Below are 18,177 nucleotides of genomic sequence, written 5' to 3' on the forward strand. Positions count from 1 at the left end.
GGCGAGATCGCTTCGGAATTATAAACATGAGTAAAGATGTCTGCTTGCGGAAACAGTTCACATACAGCCTCTAAGACTTTTTCTCCACCTCTCATGCCAACTAACCAATAATGAATTATTGCAACTTTCATTTAATGCTCCCAGTACACGTCGCATCTACAAGCACATGTTTAACCTTATCGACAACATCATCCCATGTGAACTGACGAGCACGCGCAAGCCCTTTTTCCGTCAATTCTGCACGCAAAGCAGCATCGTTAACAATGCGCTCAAGTGCTTGTGTTATTTCATCTGTGTTTAGCGGATCAACGAGTAGTGCAGCATCACCAGCAACCTCAGGCAAAGAGGTTGTTTTTGACGTAACAACTGGCGTGCCACATGCCATTGCCTCTACGACAGGTAACCCAAACCCCTCATACAACGACGGAAAAAGTAGCGCCAAAGCACCTCGATAAAGGCCCGGCAAACAACTGTCTGGAATAAACCCCAAAAATACAACTCGATCCTTGATCTGTAGATTTTCACATAACTGCAGCAAGGACTCGGTAGCTTTTCCCGTAAAAACAATACGAATTGTCACATCAATGCTGGCTTGCGAAAAAGCCACCAGCAAGCGTTTCTCATTCTTGTGTGGCTTCCTATTGCTAACACACAACAAATATTCATAGCCTGGCGAAAACGGTGGTGTCGTAGGACTAAAACTATCATCAACCCCATTACCAATATTAACTACGTGGGACTCAGGAACATCAGCCCAATCAATAATTCGCTGTCTTGAAAATTCGGAAACAGTAAGAACTTTAAATGCACTTTTACAGGCTCTACGCATTACCAGACGATAATACAACTTTTTCAGAAAGTTACTGTTTTCTGGCCTGTCAATATGATTTAGATCATGGATTATAAAGATATACGGACGAACTAAAAAAAACGGCGCATTATATCCGGGGTTAAAGACTAGACATTTGCTTGGCAACTTGAGCATTGCGAGTAGTAGCCGCATGGGGTCGAACGGAGACGCTGGATTCCCGGAGACTTCAAGATACTCCAATTTTAGTCGCTCTTCGAGCACTCTGCTAACTCGTCCTATCCCGTGGTTTCCAGACCATCGGATGTCAAAATATATTTTCAAGCTGGCACCTGGCTTTTATGGTATGACTGAGCTACAGCATAGGTACAACAGAGTACCGCTATATGCATCCACAAGTATGGCCTTAGAATGTTCTGATTGAACTGAAGTATCAGTAATTCAAACCCAAGGGAAATTACCAGTGCTTTGACTAGCGGACGGAACACAGAATCGGCCGATTTCCTGACAAACTTGATCGGCAGGTAAAATAGTAAGGCGACGTAGGCCGCAAAAACCAGGCCCCCAATTATGCCGCTGGCGGCAAGCACTTCTGCAAAAACATTCATGCCTTCATGGCCCTTTGCGGTTTCAAGATCCGTGATATGAACTCCACGCAATGCACCGATTGCAGATGAAACACCTCCAAGGCTATATCCTATGAATGGGCTCTCAGCAAACACGGTCAAAGTATCGAGAAGTTCATTTATTCGTGTTGAAGAGGAATGACTTGATCCACCTAAAATCCCGAGCCCTTCGATTAGAAATTTAATCGCATCGATTCCTACGACGGACACAAAAATGTAACAAATAACGCAGATCACGATTAATAGCAGGGTTTTTCCAAGCAGCCTCCTATCAATACCACTGCAGAATAGTTTGAAAAGAAACTGAACTGGAAATTGAAGATACCACAGGATCATGACAAGCCAGCCCATGCGCGATGATGACAGAATCATGGCGACGGTAAGCAGTAAATATATGTTGAACAGGCTGCGTTTCGCAATGATGGTGGCTTTGTCCTTGTGGAGGCTGGCGACCATCACCCACCCTATGGTGAGATAGGTTGCAAAATAGGATGGCTCATAGGAAAACCCATTTATCCTTGCCAGCATTCCGGGTATCCACCACTGCTCCACCAACGGTGCCTCGAGCCCAAACAGCGGCAGAATAAATTGGGCCAGGCCAAAGGTCGCTACAAAGCTGAAGGAATAAATGTAGTAGCGGATCAGCTGGTTGATGCGCTGAGCTGTTCGGAATAATTGAACAAAAATGAATATAGTTGCAATATTGAACAGCAGCCAGAAAACATAGCCTGCGCTGCGAACCGGAAGCGATGTATTTGGCACGAACAAAAGAATAAAGGTTGACCAGACAAGCAAATAGCAGAATCCAACTGGTACTACGGTATGCTTAGACGTTAGCCGTGTCAGCGCAACATACAGCATAACCGGTATAAGAACTAGCTGAGAAATTCTGAAATTAAAGCCAATGTTAACAACTAGAAAAATGTCAAACGAAACCGTTGCTACAGAGACGTACAGCATCCAGTGCATAAGCTGGACGGTTGTATTAGGTCGAAGTTTGATAGTTCTTGACTTTTCCACAGCAGGTATGCACGTAAAATTGAACATATCTTAAACTATTTGACTGGGAAAATGTTCTTCTGATTACGAAGTACCGATATGTAGGAAAGATATTTCATTAACAATGTGTACCTGTTAGCTCCAAATATGCCCAGTAACAATTTCAAGCAATAATTAATAGCTCGCACTCTATAATCGTTCTTGTCATATGTCAGAGCATTGTATACGCCGCTTTGATCCTCTTTGCTGAAGAAGCCGTTGCGATTACACCATGCATAAACCTCTCCGTCAGAAGAAAATGGGTCTGCGTTACCTAGGGAATCTTTGTTGGCTGCATAGAGCCTTCGCGCAACATGCGTTATCCTCTTCCCGTTAGAAAATGTACCATAGCCGTATGCACATGTACGATAGTCTTCGTAACCGTTATTAAGCAGTAATGTCCTGTACTCGTCAAATATTTGCTTGAGGTCTGGCCGTATCTGAAGGTCATAACGGTTTTGATGCTTTGAAATCTGCTGCTGATTGTACACATCAATGCCGCTAAAATGGTAAAATACAAGTGGATAGCCGTTCACCGTCCAGTGTTCTTCCTGCTGATCTAGTATGCGCTCGTGCAAATTCCAATATGCCATATTATATCCGGGATGTTTTAGAATCAGCACCCTGTCAAAAAAACACGGAGCGAAATTTACCCATTTCTGGTCTACAAAAAGTCCTGTGCGTGTTTCTGAAAAACCTAACATCAAACAACGATTCCCCCACCAATCCAAGAATTTAAAAGCCTCATTCCCATTGCTAACGGCAATAAATCCAAGATTGAAGACGCCGTTTTGTAAAAAATCCTGTTCCGACGGTCGTAGGTTATCGTCTATTCGGCTATTGCAGTGCGGGGTAAGAATTATTTCATAGGAGTCAAGCAGTTCGATTAGGTGCTCCATGGAGCGGTAAACTAGGATGTCAGGATCTAGGTATATTAACTTTGAAATGTTACGTTCTTTTAAAATAAACTCCATGAAAGCTGGTTTTACGTTAGTGTTCAGTTCGACAATGTCAAATTGAAATGCCATTTGGGCAAAACTATCAATGGCAAGATCGGAAATCTCAATTACCTCAAATGGCTCAGAGGAAAATTCAACGTCAACTGGCTTTTTATCGACGAGCAGAACAAAAAACATCGCTCCAGGGTTATGCTGGTTGAATGAGGCATAAAGCGTCCTCGCATACGAATAATAATTCATTGAAACTATTGTGCAGGCGGCTACATCTGAATTGTTCATACTGCTTCCCATTTCTTTGTTATGGAATTGTACTGCTTCACAACTTTTGCGGGGGCGCCTACGGCAATCGAACGGGGGGGGATGCTTCGTGAAACTACTGAGTTGCTGCCAATGATAGTCCCCTTGCCAATCGTTACACCTGGTAGTACCGCCACAAATTCACCTAACCAAACATTGTCTTCGATGACTACTCGCTGATCGGAACTTACGGGACGCATATTAGGCGGCATCTCAGGGGCAGAATGCAGTTCACCGGAGTAGGAACCGTGGTTATGATCGGAAATATATATTTTGCTTGCCATTAGAACGTTATTACCGATCTCGATATAGTTGGTTGCGGCAATGTGCACAGAATCATTAACAGCGACATTATCCCCGATAATAATTCTTGGAGTATACGAAAGCGTGCCATGTGTGTAGACTGCCTCAAGCCAAAAATCCTTTCCTGCATAAAAGTTTGCGCCTATTGCAATGCCCGGCGTACCGATGATTTTAGCGGAAGGATGAACCCGCAAACGCTTTGCGCCAAGTACCCCTGATAGAATTAGACTGAACAGCCGCTGGTGTGTTTTCCGAAATACAACGACACATTTGAACAATAACGTAAAAAAAAGTTTCATAGATTTGCTCATCCGGTGGGGATCTTGGATTGTAAAACATCTATGCGTATTTTCTGCTTGAACTGTCGGTACAGCACAGCAGGATTTATCCAGACAGCAGTAAGCAGGAACGAAATGCCTATGCCGACAATGATTCCGTCAAGCCCATATCTGCTGCCGAGATAATATTGAAGCCCCAGACTGATCAAAGCCTGAAACGGCATATACATCCAGAAAATCTTCACGTTGTTGACACTCGCTAATACCACTGCAAACGCATCTCCCCACACGCGAAGCAGATAGTAACTCCCGAAACAGATGATTGTCTGTGTGGAAATCACAATTTTGTTATCCGACAGTACACCGGAGATGAAACTTCGAAAACAGAGGAACATAGCGGTGCTGAAAGATATAATCACGACACCCAGCAAAATCGATTTATAAATTCTAATTTTGACGGCTTGGTATTGTTCCCTGGTCATCAATTCCGTGAAAACAGGCCACATGGCAGTAAGTATCGAGTAGTATAAAAAATATATGAAGATAAATACCCGGCTGACTACATTATATGCCGCTATGTTATGCTGTTCCAGTATACGGGCCATAATCAGGTAATCAAAACCGGTAACGCAGGCGACTAACAGCGCAAACCCCAGAAAGCTCCAGGCACGTCTCATGACAATGTGCATCTGGGGCCAATCCAGACCTTTTACAGTCCACCTTAAATCTGTATTTATATGCATATTTGCGGCAAGTGAAACTAGTAACGGTGGAACACTGTAAGCTATGACCGCACCCAGCAATTTGTTGTCAAACCGGTTTAAGCCCGTAAGTGTAATGACTGCAAGCAAGGACAATATACTCCCAATTGCCGGATAAACATTTGCGAGATACCCTTTATGCATGGCGTACAATAACTTGTATGAAATACCGGCGACGGCGCTTGTCATCCAGATAACCATACCAGTAATCACCGTTGATACTATCGCCTTCGAAGCTGAATACATTTCCGGAAAAAGATATGCACAAAGTGGAAAGCTGAGCGCGCATACGATAGGTATCCATAACAGAGTCAGGCCGTATTGCACAAACCGTATCTGAGACACCAGTATTTCCGTGCTGACCGATTTTGCCCTGTTTTCTGAAAATGTATTCTGAAAGGCAGTACTGAATCCACAATCAGAAAGTGCGACCCATCCGGCCAGCGACAGGAGAATTGCAAAAGCACCGTACCCATCTACACCGAGATAAATTATCAGATAGCGCATGACAATCACCTGCGTTACAGCATTTATGATCTTGGAAAGCCAAGCAGTGATGGTCACTAAAAAGTGGGGTTTTGAAACGAAATTACGCAATTTTCATTTAACCGCTTCAGCATAAAGTGACAGTTCAGGGCATGTCGAGTCAAATAAATCGGTGTTTCTTAGGCGAGGATCTGCAGATTGTCCATAACCTGATTGATACACCGCCGCAAAGCCAGATTTTTTTAGCATCATCAAAACCTTTGATGGCGTAAACCAATTACAGTGCCCCTCGGGAAACCATGAGTTAGAGTCCGGGGGAATCCTCGAGATTATTGTATCAAAAAAATCTTCCATGGAATGTGTACTGAAAAGAGCTTCCAGTTCTTGAGGTGAAATCGGCGCAAACGGTGTCCCTTTAATTTTTACACAATGATGTGCCGTTAAAGCCGTAGCAAAGTGTTCTATGAACCGGTTTTCCAGTGCAGACAAATTTGTCAACCAAGGTGATGGTTGGGACCAGAAGTGCTCATCTCTGTTTTGGTATGCGCGATACTGAATTTCCATATCAGGGCAGGTTACGCGGAATATGCCTCCCACTTTCAGGCATCGGTGAATTTCAGCAAATAGATGTCTCACCTTGTCGTTAGGAAGATGCTCGATAGTATGCGACGTATAGAATATGGCAACACTTCCTGATTCAAATGGCAACGGTTGCAGGCTGCATAAATCATAAACCACATGAACGTTACCTTTTTGTAATTTTTGGTAGAATTCATTCGGCATATCCACATTGGTCCACATCGGATGATAGAATCCTCCCGCTCCTATGTTAACATACAAAGGATGTATCGTATGGTTCGACTTCGGATAGAGATACTGTTGCCAGTCTCGCGATTTATCCCTGCATACTTTGATGCCAAAACATACTAAATATCTTCTTATTAATTTAATAATATTCGTTATCATTCGTTCTAGCACCTTATATATAAGTTGTCCTGTTCCTGCTGTAGTAGAGCGTTCATTACCCCTGCATTTCAATCAGCGAGTGGTCGCCGATGTTCATCTTACGCGGTGAGCCGATCAGTTGCACCGCATCGCCCAGGATGGTGTCGGTCAGCAGCATGCTAGTTACCGTAGAGTCGCTATTAATAATGCTGTTGCGGATGATGCTGCGTTCAATGACGCTACCCTTGGCCACGGAGATGTTGGGGCCGAGAATGCTGTCTCGCACAAAAACTGAGCGACATCTCTCGTATTTCCAATTTGCTTTCTGTTTTCGCCTGCTCGTGCTGCACACAAACCGATGTGCCATGCGCTGCGATAAGGCTACAATTTGCTGCAGTAGTCAGTGGTGAGAGAGACGCTTTTAAGCAGTGTCGGCGTCAGTTCCATCACTTTTTTGAAAATATCCCGGATCGCTTCAGGTAGATATTCATGGGCGATGTCATTCCTTACAATACGGATTGCGACAAAATCTTCAGCTGTCTCGATCAGGTTCCACTTTTCAGCCCGGTTGATCCGGTCTCGTACGGTACCGGGCTGCTCAAGGGCTATCTCGGCCAGCAGCCTGAATATCTTTTGCGTCATGATGTCGCTCAGACGGGCGAAACGGCTGCAAAGTGATTCGAAACTCTCTAATTCTTCCGGCGTGTAGTCTGTTTTGATGCCGATTTTACTGCATTTGGCAAAGGAATACGCCAATATCTGGCGAGCATCTTCAAGCAGCTGCAGCTCTTTCTGCACTAGTTTATTCAGATATTCTGTCACGAAAGAAGCTCTCCGGTTTTATAGGCAAGCGCCACAAACGGATCCGCGGTATCCTTTGCAATAAGGATATCGATCTTCTGTTCGCCAAGCCTGCCACACAGTTCCCAGCTAATTTTGCCGCGATCTCCAAGTGACAGACTGTCTGACATGATGAGCAGGTCGATGTCGCCACCACGCTTGGTGTCGTCAACCCGTGAGCCGAACAGGTACACCCTGGCCTGCGGATCGAATATGGCGATTACTGAGGTGATGGCATCTTTTTCATATTTAGTCAGACGCATGCGATGTACCTGGTAGCTAACAGCTTTTAACCGCCGATAACGGCACGAAACACGCCTATAACGTCAATGGCCTGTTATTAGGATATCCCAGCAACCCAAAGGCTTTTGGTGTTTTTTGCTTTTTCTGCATTGCTCGGCGCCCATCTGCGGTTCCTCTGGGTTAACGGCTTTGTTTACCCCTGCATTTCAATCAGCGAGTGATCACCGATGTTCATCTTGCGGGGTGAGCCGATCAGCTGCACGGCATCACCCAGGATGGTGTCGGTCAGCAGCATGTCGCTGACGGTGCTATCGCTGTTGATAATGCTGTCGCGGATGATGCTGCGCTCGATGACGCTGCCCTTGGCCACCGAGACGTTGGGGCCGAGGATGCTGTCTCGCACCACAACACCCTTCTCAAGGTGCACCGGCTCGATGAAGACACAATTAACGGCCTCGCCGTGGATATGGTGGCGGCCCTTGAGCAGGTAGGCGTTGGTTGCCAGGATGGTCTCGGGCTTGCCGCAATCGAGCCAGGCGTCGATCTCGGGGGCTTTCAGCTTGCAGCCGTCGGCGATCATCCGCATGAAGACCGCCGGCAGGTAGTACTCGCCCTTGACCAGGTCGCCGGCCTCGATGGTGGCGGCCAGATAGGCCATGAAGCGCGGGGCGTCCTTCAGGTAATAGAGCCCGACCTGAGCCAGCCTGGAGACCGGTGTGTCCGGTTTCTCGACCATGGTGGTGATCAGGCCGTCGGTGACGACGTTGACCCCGAAGCGCTGGTAATCTTCGACCTCTTTGGAGTAGATCAGGCCATCGCAGTCGCTGCAGAGTTGTGGGATACGGGTCAGGTCGGTGTCGAAGATGGTGTCGTTGAAGACGATCAGCAGATCATCGCCGGGGTTGATGCGGGGGGCGGCCAGCCAGACCGCATGGGCCGGTCCTTTGCGTTCCTGCTGGGTGATGTAGCTGCAGCTGAGCTCAGGAAACTTCTTCTGCATGAACTCCTGAATCTGACTGCCGTTTTCATCGATGATGAAGATTAACTCCTGGGCTTTGAGCGGCAGCAGGCGGCTGATGATATGTTCCAGCACGGTCTTGCCGGCCACATGCACCAGGGATTTGGCCTTGGTATGGGTATGGGGTCGTAGTCGGGTGCCTTTGCCGGCCACCGGCAGGATGATCTTCATTGTTTTGGAACTCCTAGCTGGAATTCTTACAAAAAATTAAAGTTTTTATATACACCCCCCCCTTCGTTGTATACAAGACTATTTTTTGGGCAGGGCAAAAAAGGGAATCACGCGGCGGCGCAACGACGCGACGAAGATCAGTAGAAACAAAGTGGCACAGAGAACACAGGGAAAATCATATTTTCAGGGTTACTGCTTTACCCCTTACAATCCTACAGCATTCTTGGCGATCTTAGCGGCTTTGCGAGAGACAAAAGACTTCTGGTTTCTCGCCCGTTCGCTTCGCTCACTTAAGGCGCGGAGCACGCGAAGAAAGTCTACAGCACTTGAAACACAGAGGGCACAGGGAAAATCATATTTTCAGGGTTACTGCTTTACCCCTTACAATCCTACAGCATTCTTGGCGATCTTAGCGGCTTTGCGAGAGACAAAAGACTTCTGGTTTCTCGCCCGTTCGCTTCGCTCACTTAAGGCGCGGAGCACGCGAAGAAAGTCTACAGCACTTGAAACACAGAGGGCACAGGGAAAATCATATTTTCAGGGTTACTGCTTTACCCCTTACAATCCTACAGCATTCTTGGCGATCTTAGCGGCTTTGCGAGAGATAAAAGACTTCTGGTTTCTCGCCCGTTCGCTACGCTCACTCAAGGCGCGGAGTACGCGAAGAAATTCTACAGCATGTGAAACACGGAGCAACTGAGAAAATCAGGTCTAGCCGCCGATAAAGGCGGATGCACGCCGAGTAAACATACAACCTGTTTTTAGTGGTGCGGCTGTACCATCATCTTTCAGCAGCTATCTGTCTATTGGATGGTTGTTTCAGAGGATATGATTACCTCTTAATTCGATTTCGGCGAGCAGTCGTTGTTCTTTTTCAAGTTCCGCTCTCAGTTCATCCTCGGTTGGCAGAATCAGTTTGTATTTGCTGGCAAAGAGCTGTTGATTTTCGTGCAGTACGGAGTAGCGCACCACCGAATGATCTTTGGCTGCGCAGAGGATGATGCCAACCGTAGGGTTATCGTCAGGAGAACGCTTTAGGTCGTCGACCATGCGGACATACATGTCCATCTGGCCAATGTCCTGGTGAGCGAGTTCGCCGGTTTTGAGGTCAAACAGCACGAAACACTTGAGCAGGTAGTTATAGAAAACGAGATCTATATAGAAATCCTTGTTTTCCGTACTGATGCGCATTTGCCTGGCGACAAAGGCAAAACCCTTGCCGAGCTCAAGCAGAAAGGATTGCAGTTTGTCGATAAGTGCTTGTTCGAGGTCTGCCTCGAGCAGGCGTCCTGTTTCCGGCAGACCGAGAAATTCCAAAATCACCGGGTCGCGTACGAACTCACGAGGGTTGTGGTTTAAGGCGGCAATCTGATTGGCCGCCTCTTGGCGAACAGGGTCGCGATTTTTGCTGGCCAGCAAGCGCTCGTAATAGAGTGTGTTGATCTGCCGATCCAGTGCGCGGGTACTCCAGTTCTGCTCGGCAGCTTCGTTCATGTACCACTGTCGGGCCCGCTCGTCCTCCACCCGAAGCAGTGTGCGATAATGTGTCCAGCTCAATTCGTGACGCAGTGCGTCACGTTTCGGAAAGGCTTGATAAAATAGGCGCATGTAGCGAAGATTTGACGCATCAAATCCCCGACCGAATTCAGATGTCAGTGATTCGGCCAGCCTGGGAATCAAACGGCTCCCATATTCCGCACGGTCAAGCCCTTGTTGCTCAAACTCGACGATGTGGCGACCGATTTCCCAACAGGTGCGAACCTGTATAGTATCTACAGCGCGCAACGCCTGACGGCGCGCGGATTGGATCAACTCGCGAAGCTGATGTACCAGTGAAGGGAACTCGTCTCGCACTGGTGTTTGGTGGTGGCGTCCAGAGGACATCTACGTTCCTTAATTCAGGTTTCACGCTACGCTACGACGCGACGGAATTCTTTATAAACACAGAGGCCACAGAGAAAATCAGATGTGACCGCCGATACAGGCGGATGCACGCAGATAACTTCAAAGTCGCTTTTCAGGGGTACAACCAGGCGCCACCAAATCTTTTAAGCCTTTTGCTTGCTCTGCGTTGATCGGCGTCCATCTGCGGTTTCCGATAGATGTAGCATTTCTTGGCGATCTTAGCGGCTTTGCGAGAGATAATGTTTTCTGTTTCTCGTCCGTTCGCTACGCTTCATTTAGCGGTGTCATCAGGAAATCAGTGACGAATCGGTATTGTTTTTTGCCTACTAACTCAAGAACCCGCTGCATATCGATATTCATGTAGTCATGAACAATCCGGTTTCGGAGGCCAATGGCAGCATTCCACGCCTGCAAATCCTGTTCGTTAATATACCCGAGCTCTGACAGCCCCACAAAGCTGTCATATGCCGATAGCGGCACCTGTTTTTCTGCTGCCTTGATCAGTTGCTTTGATTTGCCGACCGCATTCTCAACCAGCACCTGAATGGCATGCAGTACTCCATTCTGCTCAAGCCGGGACAGGCTGCCGCCGGATTGTAGCCGTTCTGCGGCCTCATCAAGCAGTGAGGTCTGCTGTTGCGCAATCAGAGCTGTTTCGGTCTGGTAGAGATCAAGCCGCATAAAGTTGCTCCCAATACTGTTCTTCGAGTTCCCGCCAGGTCCTTTGCAGAAAGCGATGCCATGCCAGACTTTCTCCACCTTTGAGGACTATCCCTTCTTCAGCTACAACAGCGCGCATAGCCAGACGGGCGGTCGGCAGATCAATCAGATCAATTGACTGCTGCGGGGCCTGTAACTGCTTTGCCACCAGATTCCGGAGGCGTTCTGTTGCAGCAAGTTGCTCCGTAAATGTCAGGCTTCGTGACCACTGAAGAGCAATATCCCAATCACTGTCCGGACGGGCGGTGCCGTTTGTCTGGCTCCCGATGATGACAGCCAGCTCAAGATCGGCGAAGGTGGCTAGTATGGCGGCCAGCTGGTCTGTTGTCATGTTTTGTCTCTCGCCCGTTTGTGGCAAAATTGTTAATTAACCGCCGAGAAAGGCGGATGCACGCCGAGTAAATCTAACAACTGGTTTGGGGTAAACCTCTTAAATCAAGGAGCTTTTATTCGGTTTTCACGTTCTCCGTGTAACTCAGCGTCTCTGGGAGAGATAGTGCTCGCTTATTCGTTGTAATCAAAGGCCTGATAACCGTGTTTCTTGATCAACTCATCCCGTTCAGCGGCTTTTAAATCCTCCCGCACCATCTCGGTCACCAGTTCCTTGAAGGTGATCCTGGGTTTCCAACCCAGTTTCTGGTGTGCCTTGCTGGGGTCGCCCAGCAGGGTCTCTACCTCGGTGGGCCTGAAGTAGCGCGTGTCAACCCTGACGATCACCTTGCCGCTCTGGTCGCTGCCGGTTTCGTCAACACCGTTGCCCTGCCAGCTGATCTTCATGCCCAGCTCTTCGGCGGCGGCATTCACAAAATCGCGCACGCTGTGCTGGTGACCGGTAGCGATCACATAATCCTCCGGCTCCGGCTGCTGCAGCATCAGCCACTGCATCTCGACATAGTCCTTGGCATGCCCCCACCAGTCCCGTAAGGCAGAAAGATTGCCTAGGGCTTAAAGGGGACAGGCTACTTTACCGTTTTGTCCCATGGTCGCCCTCTCCGGCGCACTGTTGATTCCAAACCAAGTCGTACAATTGTCTGTTGTTGCCATTCATCACTGTGAAGACCATTGCCAATTGGCAGCACTTTCTACAAGCCCAGCTCTTACAGGGTTGCCCTCTATGTGCCTGATGACCGTAAACAGGTGTTCATTTGATTGAACGATGAAACTTTTGTATCTTCCTTACCAGATGTGGCCGCTTGTACCGTAATGGCGGTGATAACGTCGTACATGGCTTATCATTACCCATTGCATCCACTGGCTGAGAAGTTCGGTTTGAGCCGCCTGGGCGAGAAGATGAAAATGATTCGGCATCAGGCAATACGACAGCATACTTACATCAAAACGCTTCCCTGCATCGGCAAGTAATTCTGTAAAAGTCTGGTAATCAGCATCCTTATGAAATACCTTCTGCCGACCGTTACCACGGTTGATGACATGATAGGTTAATCCTTCTCCGGAGCCTCGCGCAATTTTGGGCATAGGCTTTAGCACCTCAAGACAGGGGCAGACACCTGCAGAACCAGTCCCTGGTGCTGCCTGCCACTACAATCTGCTGCAGTAGTTCTTGGTGAGATCGACGGCTTTCAGCAGGGCCGGGGTCAACCCCATAACTTTTTTAAAAATATCCCGGATCGCTTCCGGCAGGTATTCATGCGCAATGTCATTCCTGACAATGCGAATGGCGACAAACTCTTCAGCACTCTCGATCAGGTTCCATTTTTCGGCCCTGTTGATCCGGTCACGCACGGTACCAGGCTGTTCAAGGGCGATCTCGGCCAACAACCTGAATATCTTTTGCGTCATGATGTCGCTCAGACGGGCGAAACGACTGCACAGTGACTCGAAACTTTCCAGTTCTTCGGGTGTGTAGTCAGGTTTGAGGCCGATTTTGCTGCATTTTGCAAAGGAATACGCCAATATCTGACGAGCATCGTCAAGCAGCTGCAGCTCCTTCTGTAGCAGTTTTTTCAGATCGTCGGTCATGAAAGAAGCTCTCCGGTTTTGTAGGCAAGCGCCACAAAAGGATCCGTGATATCGTGTGCAATAAGGATATCAATCTTCTGTTCGCCAAGCCTGCCACACAGCTCCCAACGGATTTTGCCGCGATCACCAATTGACAGGCTGTCTGACATGATCAGCAGGTCGATATCACCGCCGAGCTTGGTGTCATCAACCCGTGAGCCGAACAGGTACACCCTGGCCTGCGGGTCATGGTCGGCAATGACGGATTTGATTGCTGCTTTTTCAGTTTCGGTCAGGCGCATGGCGGTGACCACTCACCCTTGCATCTCGATCAGTGAGTGATCGCCGATGTTCATCTTGCGGGGTGAACCAACCAGCTGCACCGCATCCCCCAGGATGGTGTCGGTCAGCAGCATATCGCTGACGGTGCTATCGCTATTGATGATGCTGTTGCGGATGATACTGCGCTCGATGACGCTGCCCTTGGCCACGGAGACGTTGGGGCCGATGATGCTGTCACGCACCACCACACCTTTTTCAAGGTGTACCGGCTCTATGAAGACACAATTAACGGCCTCACCATGGATGTGGTGACGGCCCCGTAACAGACAGGCGTTGGTTGACAGGATGGTCTCGGGTTTGCCGCAGTCCAGCCAGGCGTCGATCTCGGGGGCTTTCAGCTTGCAGCCATCGGCGATCATCCGCATGAAGACCGCCGGCAAGTAGTATTCGCCCTTGACCAGGTCGCCAGCCTCGATGGTGGCGGTGAGATAGGCCATGAAACGCTGGGCGTCCTTCAGGTAGTAGAGGCCGACCTGAGCCAGCCTGGAGACCGGTGTATCAGGTTTTTCCACCATGGTGGTGATCAGGCCGTCGGTGACGACGTTGACCCCGAAGCGTTGGTAGTCTTCGACCTCTTTGGAGTAGATCAGGCCATCGCAGTCGCTGCAGAGTTGTGGGATACGGGTCAGGTCGGTGTCGAAGATGGTGTCGTTGAAGACGATCAGCAGATCATCGCCGGGGTTGATGCGGGGGGCGGCCAGCCAGACCGCATGGGCCGGTCCTTTGCGTTCCTGCTGGGTGATGTAGCTGCAGCTGAGCTCAGGAAACTTCTTCTGCATGAACTCCTGAATCTGACTGCCGTTTTCATCGATGATGAAGATCAGCTCCTGGGCTTTAAGCGGCAGCAGGCGGCTGATGATATGTTCCAGCACGGTCTTGCCAGCCACATGCACCAGGGATTTGGCCTTGGTGTGGGTATGGGGTCGTAGTCGGGTGCCTTTGCCGGCCACCGGCAGGATGATCTTCATCGCTCTGGAACTCCTACGTGGAATTCTTACAAAAATCTAAAGTTTCTTATATACACCCCCCCCCCCGCTGTATACAAGACTAATTTTTGGGCAGGGCAAAACTGGGGTCTCTCGCCCGTTCGCTGTGCTCACTCAAGACGCGGAGCACGCGGAGAGAGATAACCTTTACTACACTTTCTTTTACCCCTTACTTCCTGTTTTTCCTTGCGTTGCGACGCTGCGGCGTTGGGTTAGGCGGTTTTAGTTTATGGTAAAGCAAAAGCCAGCTATTAACCGCTGGTAAAGGCCAATAAAGGCAAGCAGAGAAAGTTATTCCCCTCGGAATGTTTTAATCTGCAGGCGCTTTAACTGCTGACAAAGCCTTGTGTAACGTGCGTATCCTCTGCCAGACCAGTGCCTTGGGACTAGTCATGGCCATTGCCTGCATGCAGCGTTCAAGCCAGCCGTGGCGTGTTTGAATATGCTGAATGGCTTTTTCAAGATCACTGCGGATGGTATCTCCATACGCGCCTTCTGCTTTGGCAAGTGCCTTGCGCAGCAGTGGCAACCCTGGCTGCATCATTGCCAGATCAATCAGGTCACGGCTGAAGACACCGTCATCGGCCCATCGGTCAGAGTTTGCCAGGAGCTTGCTGGTTGCCATATCGAGCGTCGTGAGGGTAGCAATGCCGCACAGGCTGTCTTGTGCCGATGGAGCTGCAAGGTTTATCCGCCCCTCGAGCACGATCTCAAATTTTATCAGCTGGTCATCTACCGAGAGCATTGTCCGGATTCCATATTGATCGGCCCGTATGCCGCGTGCCTGCAACAGATCCGTCTTTCCGGGCAGCATGATGGCGGAGATACCATCTGCTGTCATCCGTTGACGCACGTTTCGGTAGCCGTTCAGATCAGAAACCAGAAAATCAATATCGACAGACTCGCGATACTCACCGAAACGCAGTGCAATGACGGTCCCTCCCCCAAACAGGCAATGGCGACTTTTCAGCAAGTCGCCATCCAGAGAGGTGAGTACCCGAGCAATACGCTGGTGGAACGGGCGTTTAAACATGGCGGCTTTCACCACCGAAGGCTAGCTGCAACGCATTGATCAAGTGTCGCTCATGCTCTGTCAGACCCTGCTCATCCAGATGGCGCCTATTGCGGTCATAGATGTTCCATGCCTCCAGAGGCGACAGGCTTTCAACCCCCTGCAACTGCCAGGCAAGCAGCTTGAGCTGCGGGTACTCTTGCAGGCGGATGCGTGCCGGGATCCACTCCCCCCGGTTCAGTACAGGTGGGGGGGGTGACTGCTCGGCCTGTGGTAGCAGTCCGAAGTTAAGACCCAGCACAACCATGGCATTTGCATACGCCCCCATGGTTACGGCCGGTTCACCTTTTTCTATCCGGTGCAGCGTAACTCTCGACATCGCTGCTGCTTCTGCTGCCGCTATGGCGCTGATCCGCTGCGATTTTCGGCAGGCGCGGATCTGTCCGCCAAGGACTTTCAGCCGCGCTGCGGCAGTGCAGGTTATGTTGGGGGACTTTGCTGGCATAGTGTTTCTTATTTTATGCAATACTGCAAAATTGTCAATAACGAGAAGCTGATCGGGGCTAGGTATGTTTTTTGTAGTGGTTAACCGCCGATACAGGCGGGATGCACGCCGAATAAAAAGCTTTGGTGTCACGCGGCGGCGCAACGACGCGACGAGAACCAAAATCAATACGGTTTTAGGGGTACGGCATTATACCTTTAGATTCTTATCTGCCGTGCGTTGCGACGCTGCTTTATTCGTTGTAATCAAAGGCCTGATAGCCATGTTTCTTGACCAGTTCATCCCGTTCGGCGGCTTTCAGATCTTCCCGTACCATCTCGGCCACCAGCTCTTTGAAGCTGATCTTTGGTGTCCAGCCCAGTTTCTCCCGCGCCTTGGTGGGGTCGCCCAGCAGGGTCTCTACCTCGGTGGGGCGGAAGTAGCGTGGGTCAACCCTTACGATGACCTTGCCGCTTTGGTCGCAGCCGGTTTCATCCAGGCCGTTACCCTGCCAGCTGACCTTCATGCCTAATTCATCTGCGGCGGCATTGATGAAGTCGCGCACACTGTGCTGATGCCCGGTGGCGATCACATAATCCTCCGGCTCCGGCTGTTGTAGCATCAGCCACTGCATCTCGACGTAATCCTTGGCATGCCCCCAATCCCGCAGGGCCGAAAGGTTGCCCAAGTAGAGGCAGTCCTGAAGCCCCAGTTTGATGCGGGCCAGGGCGCGAGTGATTTTACGGGTGACAAAGGTCTCACCCCGCACCGGTGATTCATGGTTAAAGAGGATGCCGTTGCAGCCGTAGATGCCGTAGGCCTCGCGGTAGTTGACGGTGATCCAGTAGGCGTAGAGTTTGGCCACTGCATAGGGCGAACGGGGGTAGAAGGGGGTGGTCTCTTTCTGGGGGATTTCCTGCACCAGGCCGTACAACTCGGAGGTGGAGGCCTGGTAGAAGCGGGTTTTCTTCTCCAGCCCAAGGATGCGGATCGCCTCGAGGATACGCAACGGGCCGATGGCGTCGGCATTGGCGGTGTATTCCGGGGTCTCAAAGGAGACCTGTACGTGGGATTGGGCCGCCAGGTTGTAGATCTCATCAGGCTGTACCGACTGGATGATCCGGATCAGGTTGGTGGAGTCGGTCATGTCGCCGTAGTGCAGCACCAGGCGACGGTTGTCCACATGGGGGTCCTGGTAGAGGTGATCGATCCGGTCGGTGTTGAACAGGGAGGCTCGGCGCTTGATGCCGTGCACCTCGTAGCCTTTTTCAAGCAACAGTTCGGCCAGGTAGGCGCCGTCCTGGCCGGTGATACCGGTGATTAAAGCTCGTTTCATAAAGAAGTCTCCTTCATAAAGGTGTCTCTCGCCCGTTCGCTACGCTCACTCAAGACGCGGAGTACGCGAAGAAAGACGATAATCTTTGTTATTCTTTTGTGGGGTACATCTAACCCCTTTGACTACGGTTTGTCTTCCTTTGCGTCTTTGCGTGAGGCAAAAGATTTGTTGTGTCTCGCCCGTTCGCTACGCTCACTCAAGACGCGGAGTACGCGAAGAGAATCATAATCCGTTCGCTATTCGCGTGATACCATCTTTTATAAGATTTGAACCAAAATTAACGAGAAAACCAAGCCGTTTATCTGCAAGCTTCAAATAGGTCAGTAGCTGCTTTTTATGAACGGACGATACTTGCTCGACTGATTTCAGTTCAATAATAATTTTGTCCTCTACAATCAGATCAGCTCGAAAGCCTTCATCAAATGTTATGCCGTCATAAGTGATCGGTATGGATTGTTGCCGTGTGATCGTAAGTCCTCGTTTCTGAAGTTCACAGGCCAGGACAGCTTCATACACAGACTCCAATAAACCCGGTCCTAATGATGTGTGGACTTTAAAGCAGGAATCAACGATTACTTCAGCAATGTTGTTTTCATGCATTCAGATTTTCCTTCGCGGCCTTTGCGTCTTAGCGAGAGACAAAAGCTGTGGTTTCTCGCC

General features: G+C 49.5%; 21 protein-coding genes and 2 pseudogenes. All 23 read right to left on the minus strand.

Annotation, left to right across the window (positions count from 1 at the left end; genetic code table 11):
* Nucleotides 1-131: pseudogene (locus RBQ93_RS12445) on the minus strand (glycosyltransferase family 4 protein); the annotation flags it as partial.
* Entirely contained in the window at nucleotides 128-1,072 is a 945-nt protein-coding gene (locus RBQ93_RS08395) for a glycosyltransferase family 1 protein (RefSeq protein ID WP_320371658.1), read from the minus strand. The pseudogene RBQ93_RS12445 and the gene RBQ93_RS08395, both read right to left, overlap by 4 nt.
* A gap of 56 nt (nucleotides 1,073-1,128) precedes the next feature.
* Complete coding sequence (locus tag RBQ93_RS08400; protein WP_320371659.1) at nucleotides 1,129-2,481, minus strand: O-antigen ligase family protein; 1,353 nt, start codon at nucleotides 2,479-2,481, stop codon at nucleotides 1,129-1,131.
* A gap of 8 nt (nucleotides 2,482-2,489) precedes the next feature.
* Nucleotides 2,490-3,710 carry a hypothetical protein gene (locus RBQ93_RS08405; protein WP_320371660.1) on the minus strand — a complete coding sequence of 407 codons (1,221 nt, stop codon included), beginning with the start codon at nucleotides 3,708-3,710 and terminating at the stop codon, nucleotides 2,490-2,492.
* Nucleotides 3,707-4,330 carry a hypothetical protein gene (locus RBQ93_RS08410; RefSeq protein WP_320371661.1) on the minus strand — a complete coding sequence of 208 codons (624 nt, stop codon included), beginning with the start codon at nucleotides 4,328-4,330 and terminating at the stop codon, nucleotides 3,707-3,709. Before RBQ93_RS08410 ends, RBQ93_RS08405 begins: the two co-directional genes overlap by 4 nt.
* An 8-nt stretch (nucleotides 4,331-4,338) precedes the next feature.
* Nucleotides 4,339-5,577, minus strand: a complete 1,239-nt coding sequence (locus tag RBQ93_RS08415; protein WP_320371662.1) for an MATE family efflux transporter — start codon at nucleotides 5,575-5,577, stop codon at nucleotides 4,339-4,341.
* Between the two features lie 93 nt (nucleotides 5,578-5,670).
* A complete protein-coding gene (locus RBQ93_RS08420) occupies nucleotides 5,671-6,339 on the minus strand; it encodes a class I SAM-dependent methyltransferase (protein WP_320371663.1) in 669 nt (222 codons plus the stop codon).
* Between the two features lie 238 nt (nucleotides 6,340-6,577).
* On the minus strand, nucleotides 6,578-6,787 hold the full coding sequence (locus RBQ93_RS08425; RefSeq protein WP_320371664.1) for a hypothetical protein: 210 nt from the start codon (nucleotides 6,785-6,787) through the stop codon (nucleotides 6,578-6,580).
* A gap of 95 nt (nucleotides 6,788-6,882) precedes the next feature.
* Entirely contained in the window at nucleotides 6,883-7,323 is a 441-nt protein-coding gene (locus RBQ93_RS08430; RefSeq protein ID WP_320371665.1) for a hypothetical protein, read from the minus strand.
* Complete coding sequence (locus tag RBQ93_RS08435; protein WP_320371666.1) at nucleotides 7,320-7,604, minus strand: nucleotidyltransferase domain-containing protein; 285 nt, start codon at nucleotides 7,602-7,604, stop codon at nucleotides 7,320-7,322. The genes RBQ93_RS08430 and RBQ93_RS08435 overlap by 4 nt, the downstream gene beginning before the upstream one ends.
* Nucleotides 7,605-7,777: 173 nt before the next feature.
* Nucleotides 7,778-8,773 (minus strand): sugar phosphate nucleotidyltransferase, encoded by a 996-nt coding sequence (locus RBQ93_RS08440; RefSeq protein ID WP_320371667.1) that lies wholly within the window; start codon nucleotides 8,771-8,773, stop codon nucleotides 7,778-7,780.
* 819 nt (nucleotides 8,774-9,592) lie between these two features.
* Nucleotides 9,593-10,657: a PDDEXK nuclease domain-containing protein gene (locus RBQ93_RS08445; RefSeq protein ID WP_320371668.1), complete on the minus strand. Its 1,065-nt coding sequence runs from the start codon at nucleotides 10,655-10,657 to the stop codon at nucleotides 9,593-9,595.
* 285 nt (nucleotides 10,658-10,942) lie between these two features.
* Nucleotides 10,943-11,359: a type VII toxin-antitoxin system HepT family RNase toxin gene (gene hepT, locus RBQ93_RS08450; RefSeq protein ID WP_320371669.1), complete on the minus strand. Its 417-nt coding sequence runs from the start codon at nucleotides 11,357-11,359 to the stop codon at nucleotides 10,943-10,945.
* A complete protein-coding gene (gene mntA / locus RBQ93_RS08455) occupies nucleotides 11,349-11,729 on the minus strand; it encodes a type VII toxin-antitoxin system MntA family adenylyltransferase antitoxin (RefSeq protein WP_320371670.1) in 381 nt (126 codons plus the stop codon). The genes hepT and mntA overlap by 11 nt, the downstream gene beginning before the upstream one ends.
* Before the next feature lie 173 nt (nucleotides 11,730-11,902).
* Nucleotides 11,903-12,340: pseudogene (locus tag RBQ93_RS08460) on the minus strand (GDP-mannose 4,6-dehydratase); the annotation flags it as partial.
* Nucleotides 12,341-12,574: 234 nt separating this feature from the next.
* Nucleotides 12,575-12,874, minus strand: coding sequence for a transposase (locus RBQ93_RS08465; RefSeq protein ID WP_320371671.1), 300 nt, complete (start codon nucleotides 12,872-12,874; stop codon nucleotides 12,575-12,577).
* Between the two features lie 63 nt (nucleotides 12,875-12,937).
* On the minus strand, nucleotides 12,938-13,378 hold the full coding sequence (locus RBQ93_RS08470; protein ID WP_320371672.1) for a hypothetical protein: 441 nt from the start codon (nucleotides 13,376-13,378) through the stop codon (nucleotides 12,938-12,940).
* Nucleotides 13,375-13,659, minus strand: a complete 285-nt coding sequence (locus RBQ93_RS08475; protein WP_320371673.1) for a nucleotidyltransferase domain-containing protein — start codon at nucleotides 13,657-13,659, stop codon at nucleotides 13,375-13,377. Before RBQ93_RS08475 ends, RBQ93_RS08470 begins: the two co-directional genes overlap by 4 nt.
* Before the next feature lie 12 nt (nucleotides 13,660-13,671).
* Nucleotides 13,672-14,667, minus strand: coding sequence for a sugar phosphate nucleotidyltransferase (locus RBQ93_RS08480; RefSeq protein WP_320371674.1), 996 nt, complete (start codon nucleotides 14,665-14,667; stop codon nucleotides 13,672-13,674).
* A 328-nt stretch (nucleotides 14,668-14,995) separates the two neighbouring features.
* Nucleotides 14,996-15,718 (minus strand): nucleotidyl transferase AbiEii/AbiGii toxin family protein, encoded by a 723-nt coding sequence (locus RBQ93_RS08485; protein WP_320371675.1) that lies wholly within the window; start codon nucleotides 15,716-15,718, stop codon nucleotides 14,996-14,998.
* A complete protein-coding gene (locus RBQ93_RS08490) occupies nucleotides 15,711-16,334 on the minus strand; it encodes a helix-turn-helix domain-containing protein (protein WP_320371676.1) in 624 nt (207 codons plus the stop codon). Before RBQ93_RS08490 ends, RBQ93_RS08485 begins: the two co-directional genes overlap by 8 nt.
* A 100-nt stretch (nucleotides 16,335-16,434) precedes the next feature.
* A complete protein-coding gene (gene gmd, locus RBQ93_RS08495; RefSeq protein ID WP_320371677.1) occupies nucleotides 16,435-17,517 on the minus strand; it encodes a GDP-mannose 4,6-dehydratase in 1,083 nt (360 codons plus the stop codon).
* A 222-nt stretch (nucleotides 17,518-17,739) separates the two neighbouring features.
* Nucleotides 17,740-18,117 carry a GxxExxY protein gene (locus RBQ93_RS08500; RefSeq protein ID WP_320371678.1) on the minus strand — a complete coding sequence of 126 codons (378 nt, stop codon included), beginning with the start codon at nucleotides 18,115-18,117 and terminating at the stop codon, nucleotides 17,740-17,742.
* Nucleotides 18,118-18,177 lie beyond the last annotated feature (60 nt).

Origin of the sequence: Trichlorobacter sp. (assembly GCF_034008105.1) — a bacterium.
GTDB lineage: Bacteria > Desulfobacterota > Desulfuromonadia > Geobacterales > Pseudopelobacteraceae > Trichlorobacter.

Bases quoted from the DNA above. Each gene is read 5' to 3' on its own strand.
- RBQ93_RS08400 (WP_320371659.1), bottom strand. From the start codon at position 2,481: ATGTTCAATTTTACGTGCATACCTGCTGTGGAAAAGTCAAGAACTATC.
- RBQ93_RS08405 (WP_320371660.1), bottom strand. From the start codon at position 3,710: ATGAACAATTCAGATGTAGCCGCCTGCACAATAGTTTCAATGAATTAT.
- RBQ93_RS08410 (WP_320371661.1), bottom strand. From the start codon at position 4,330: ATGAAACTTTTTTTTACGTTATTGTTCAAATGTGTCGTTGTATTTCGG.
- RBQ93_RS08415 (WP_320371662.1), bottom strand. From the start codon at position 5,577: ATGCGCTATCTGATAATTTATCTCGGTGTAGATGGGTACGGTGCTTTT.
- RBQ93_RS08420 (WP_320371663.1), bottom strand. From the start codon at position 6,339: ATGCCGAATGAATTCTACCAAAAATTACAAAAAGGTAACGTTCATGTG.
- RBQ93_RS08435 (WP_320371666.1), bottom strand. From the start codon at position 7,604: ATGCGTCTGACTAAATATGAAAAAGATGCCATCACCTCAGTAATCGCC.
- RBQ93_RS08440 (WP_320371667.1), bottom strand. From the start codon at position 8,773: ATGAAGATCATCCTGCCGGTGGCCGGCAAAGGCACCCGACTACGACCC.
- RBQ93_RS08445 (WP_320371668.1), bottom strand. From the start codon at position 10,657: ATGTCCTCTGGACGCCACCACCAAACACCAGTGCGAGACGAGTTCCCT.
- hepT (WP_320371669.1), bottom strand. From the start codon at position 11,359: ATGCGGCTTGATCTCTACCAGACCGAAACAGCTCTGATTGCGCAACAG.
- mntA (WP_320371670.1), bottom strand. From the start codon at position 11,729: ATGACAACAGACCAGCTGGCCGCCATACTAGCCACCTTCGCCGATCTT.
- RBQ93_RS08465 (WP_320371671.1), bottom strand. From the start codon at position 12,874: ATGCCCAAAATTGCGCGAGGCTCCGGAGAAGGATTAACCTATCATGTC.
- RBQ93_RS08470 (WP_320371672.1), bottom strand. From the start codon at position 13,378: ATGACCGACGATCTGAAAAAACTGCTACAGAAGGAGCTGCAGCTGCTT.
- RBQ93_RS08475 (WP_320371673.1), bottom strand. From the start codon at position 13,659: ATGCGCCTGACCGAAACTGAAAAAGCAGCAATCAAATCCGTCATTGCC.
- RBQ93_RS08480 (WP_320371674.1), bottom strand. From the start codon at position 14,667: ATGAAGATCATCCTGCCGGTGGCCGGCAAAGGCACCCGACTACGACCC.
- RBQ93_RS08485 (WP_320371675.1), bottom strand. From the start codon at position 15,718: ATGTTTAAACGCCCGTTCCACCAGCGTATTGCTCGGGTACTCACCTCT.
- gmd (WP_320371677.1), bottom strand. From the start codon at position 17,517: ATGAAACGAGCTTTAATCACCGGTATCACCGGCCAGGACGGCGCCTAC.
- RBQ93_RS08500 (WP_320371678.1), bottom strand. From the start codon at position 18,117: ATGCATGAAAACAACATTGCTGAAGTAATCGTTGATTCCTGCTTTAAA.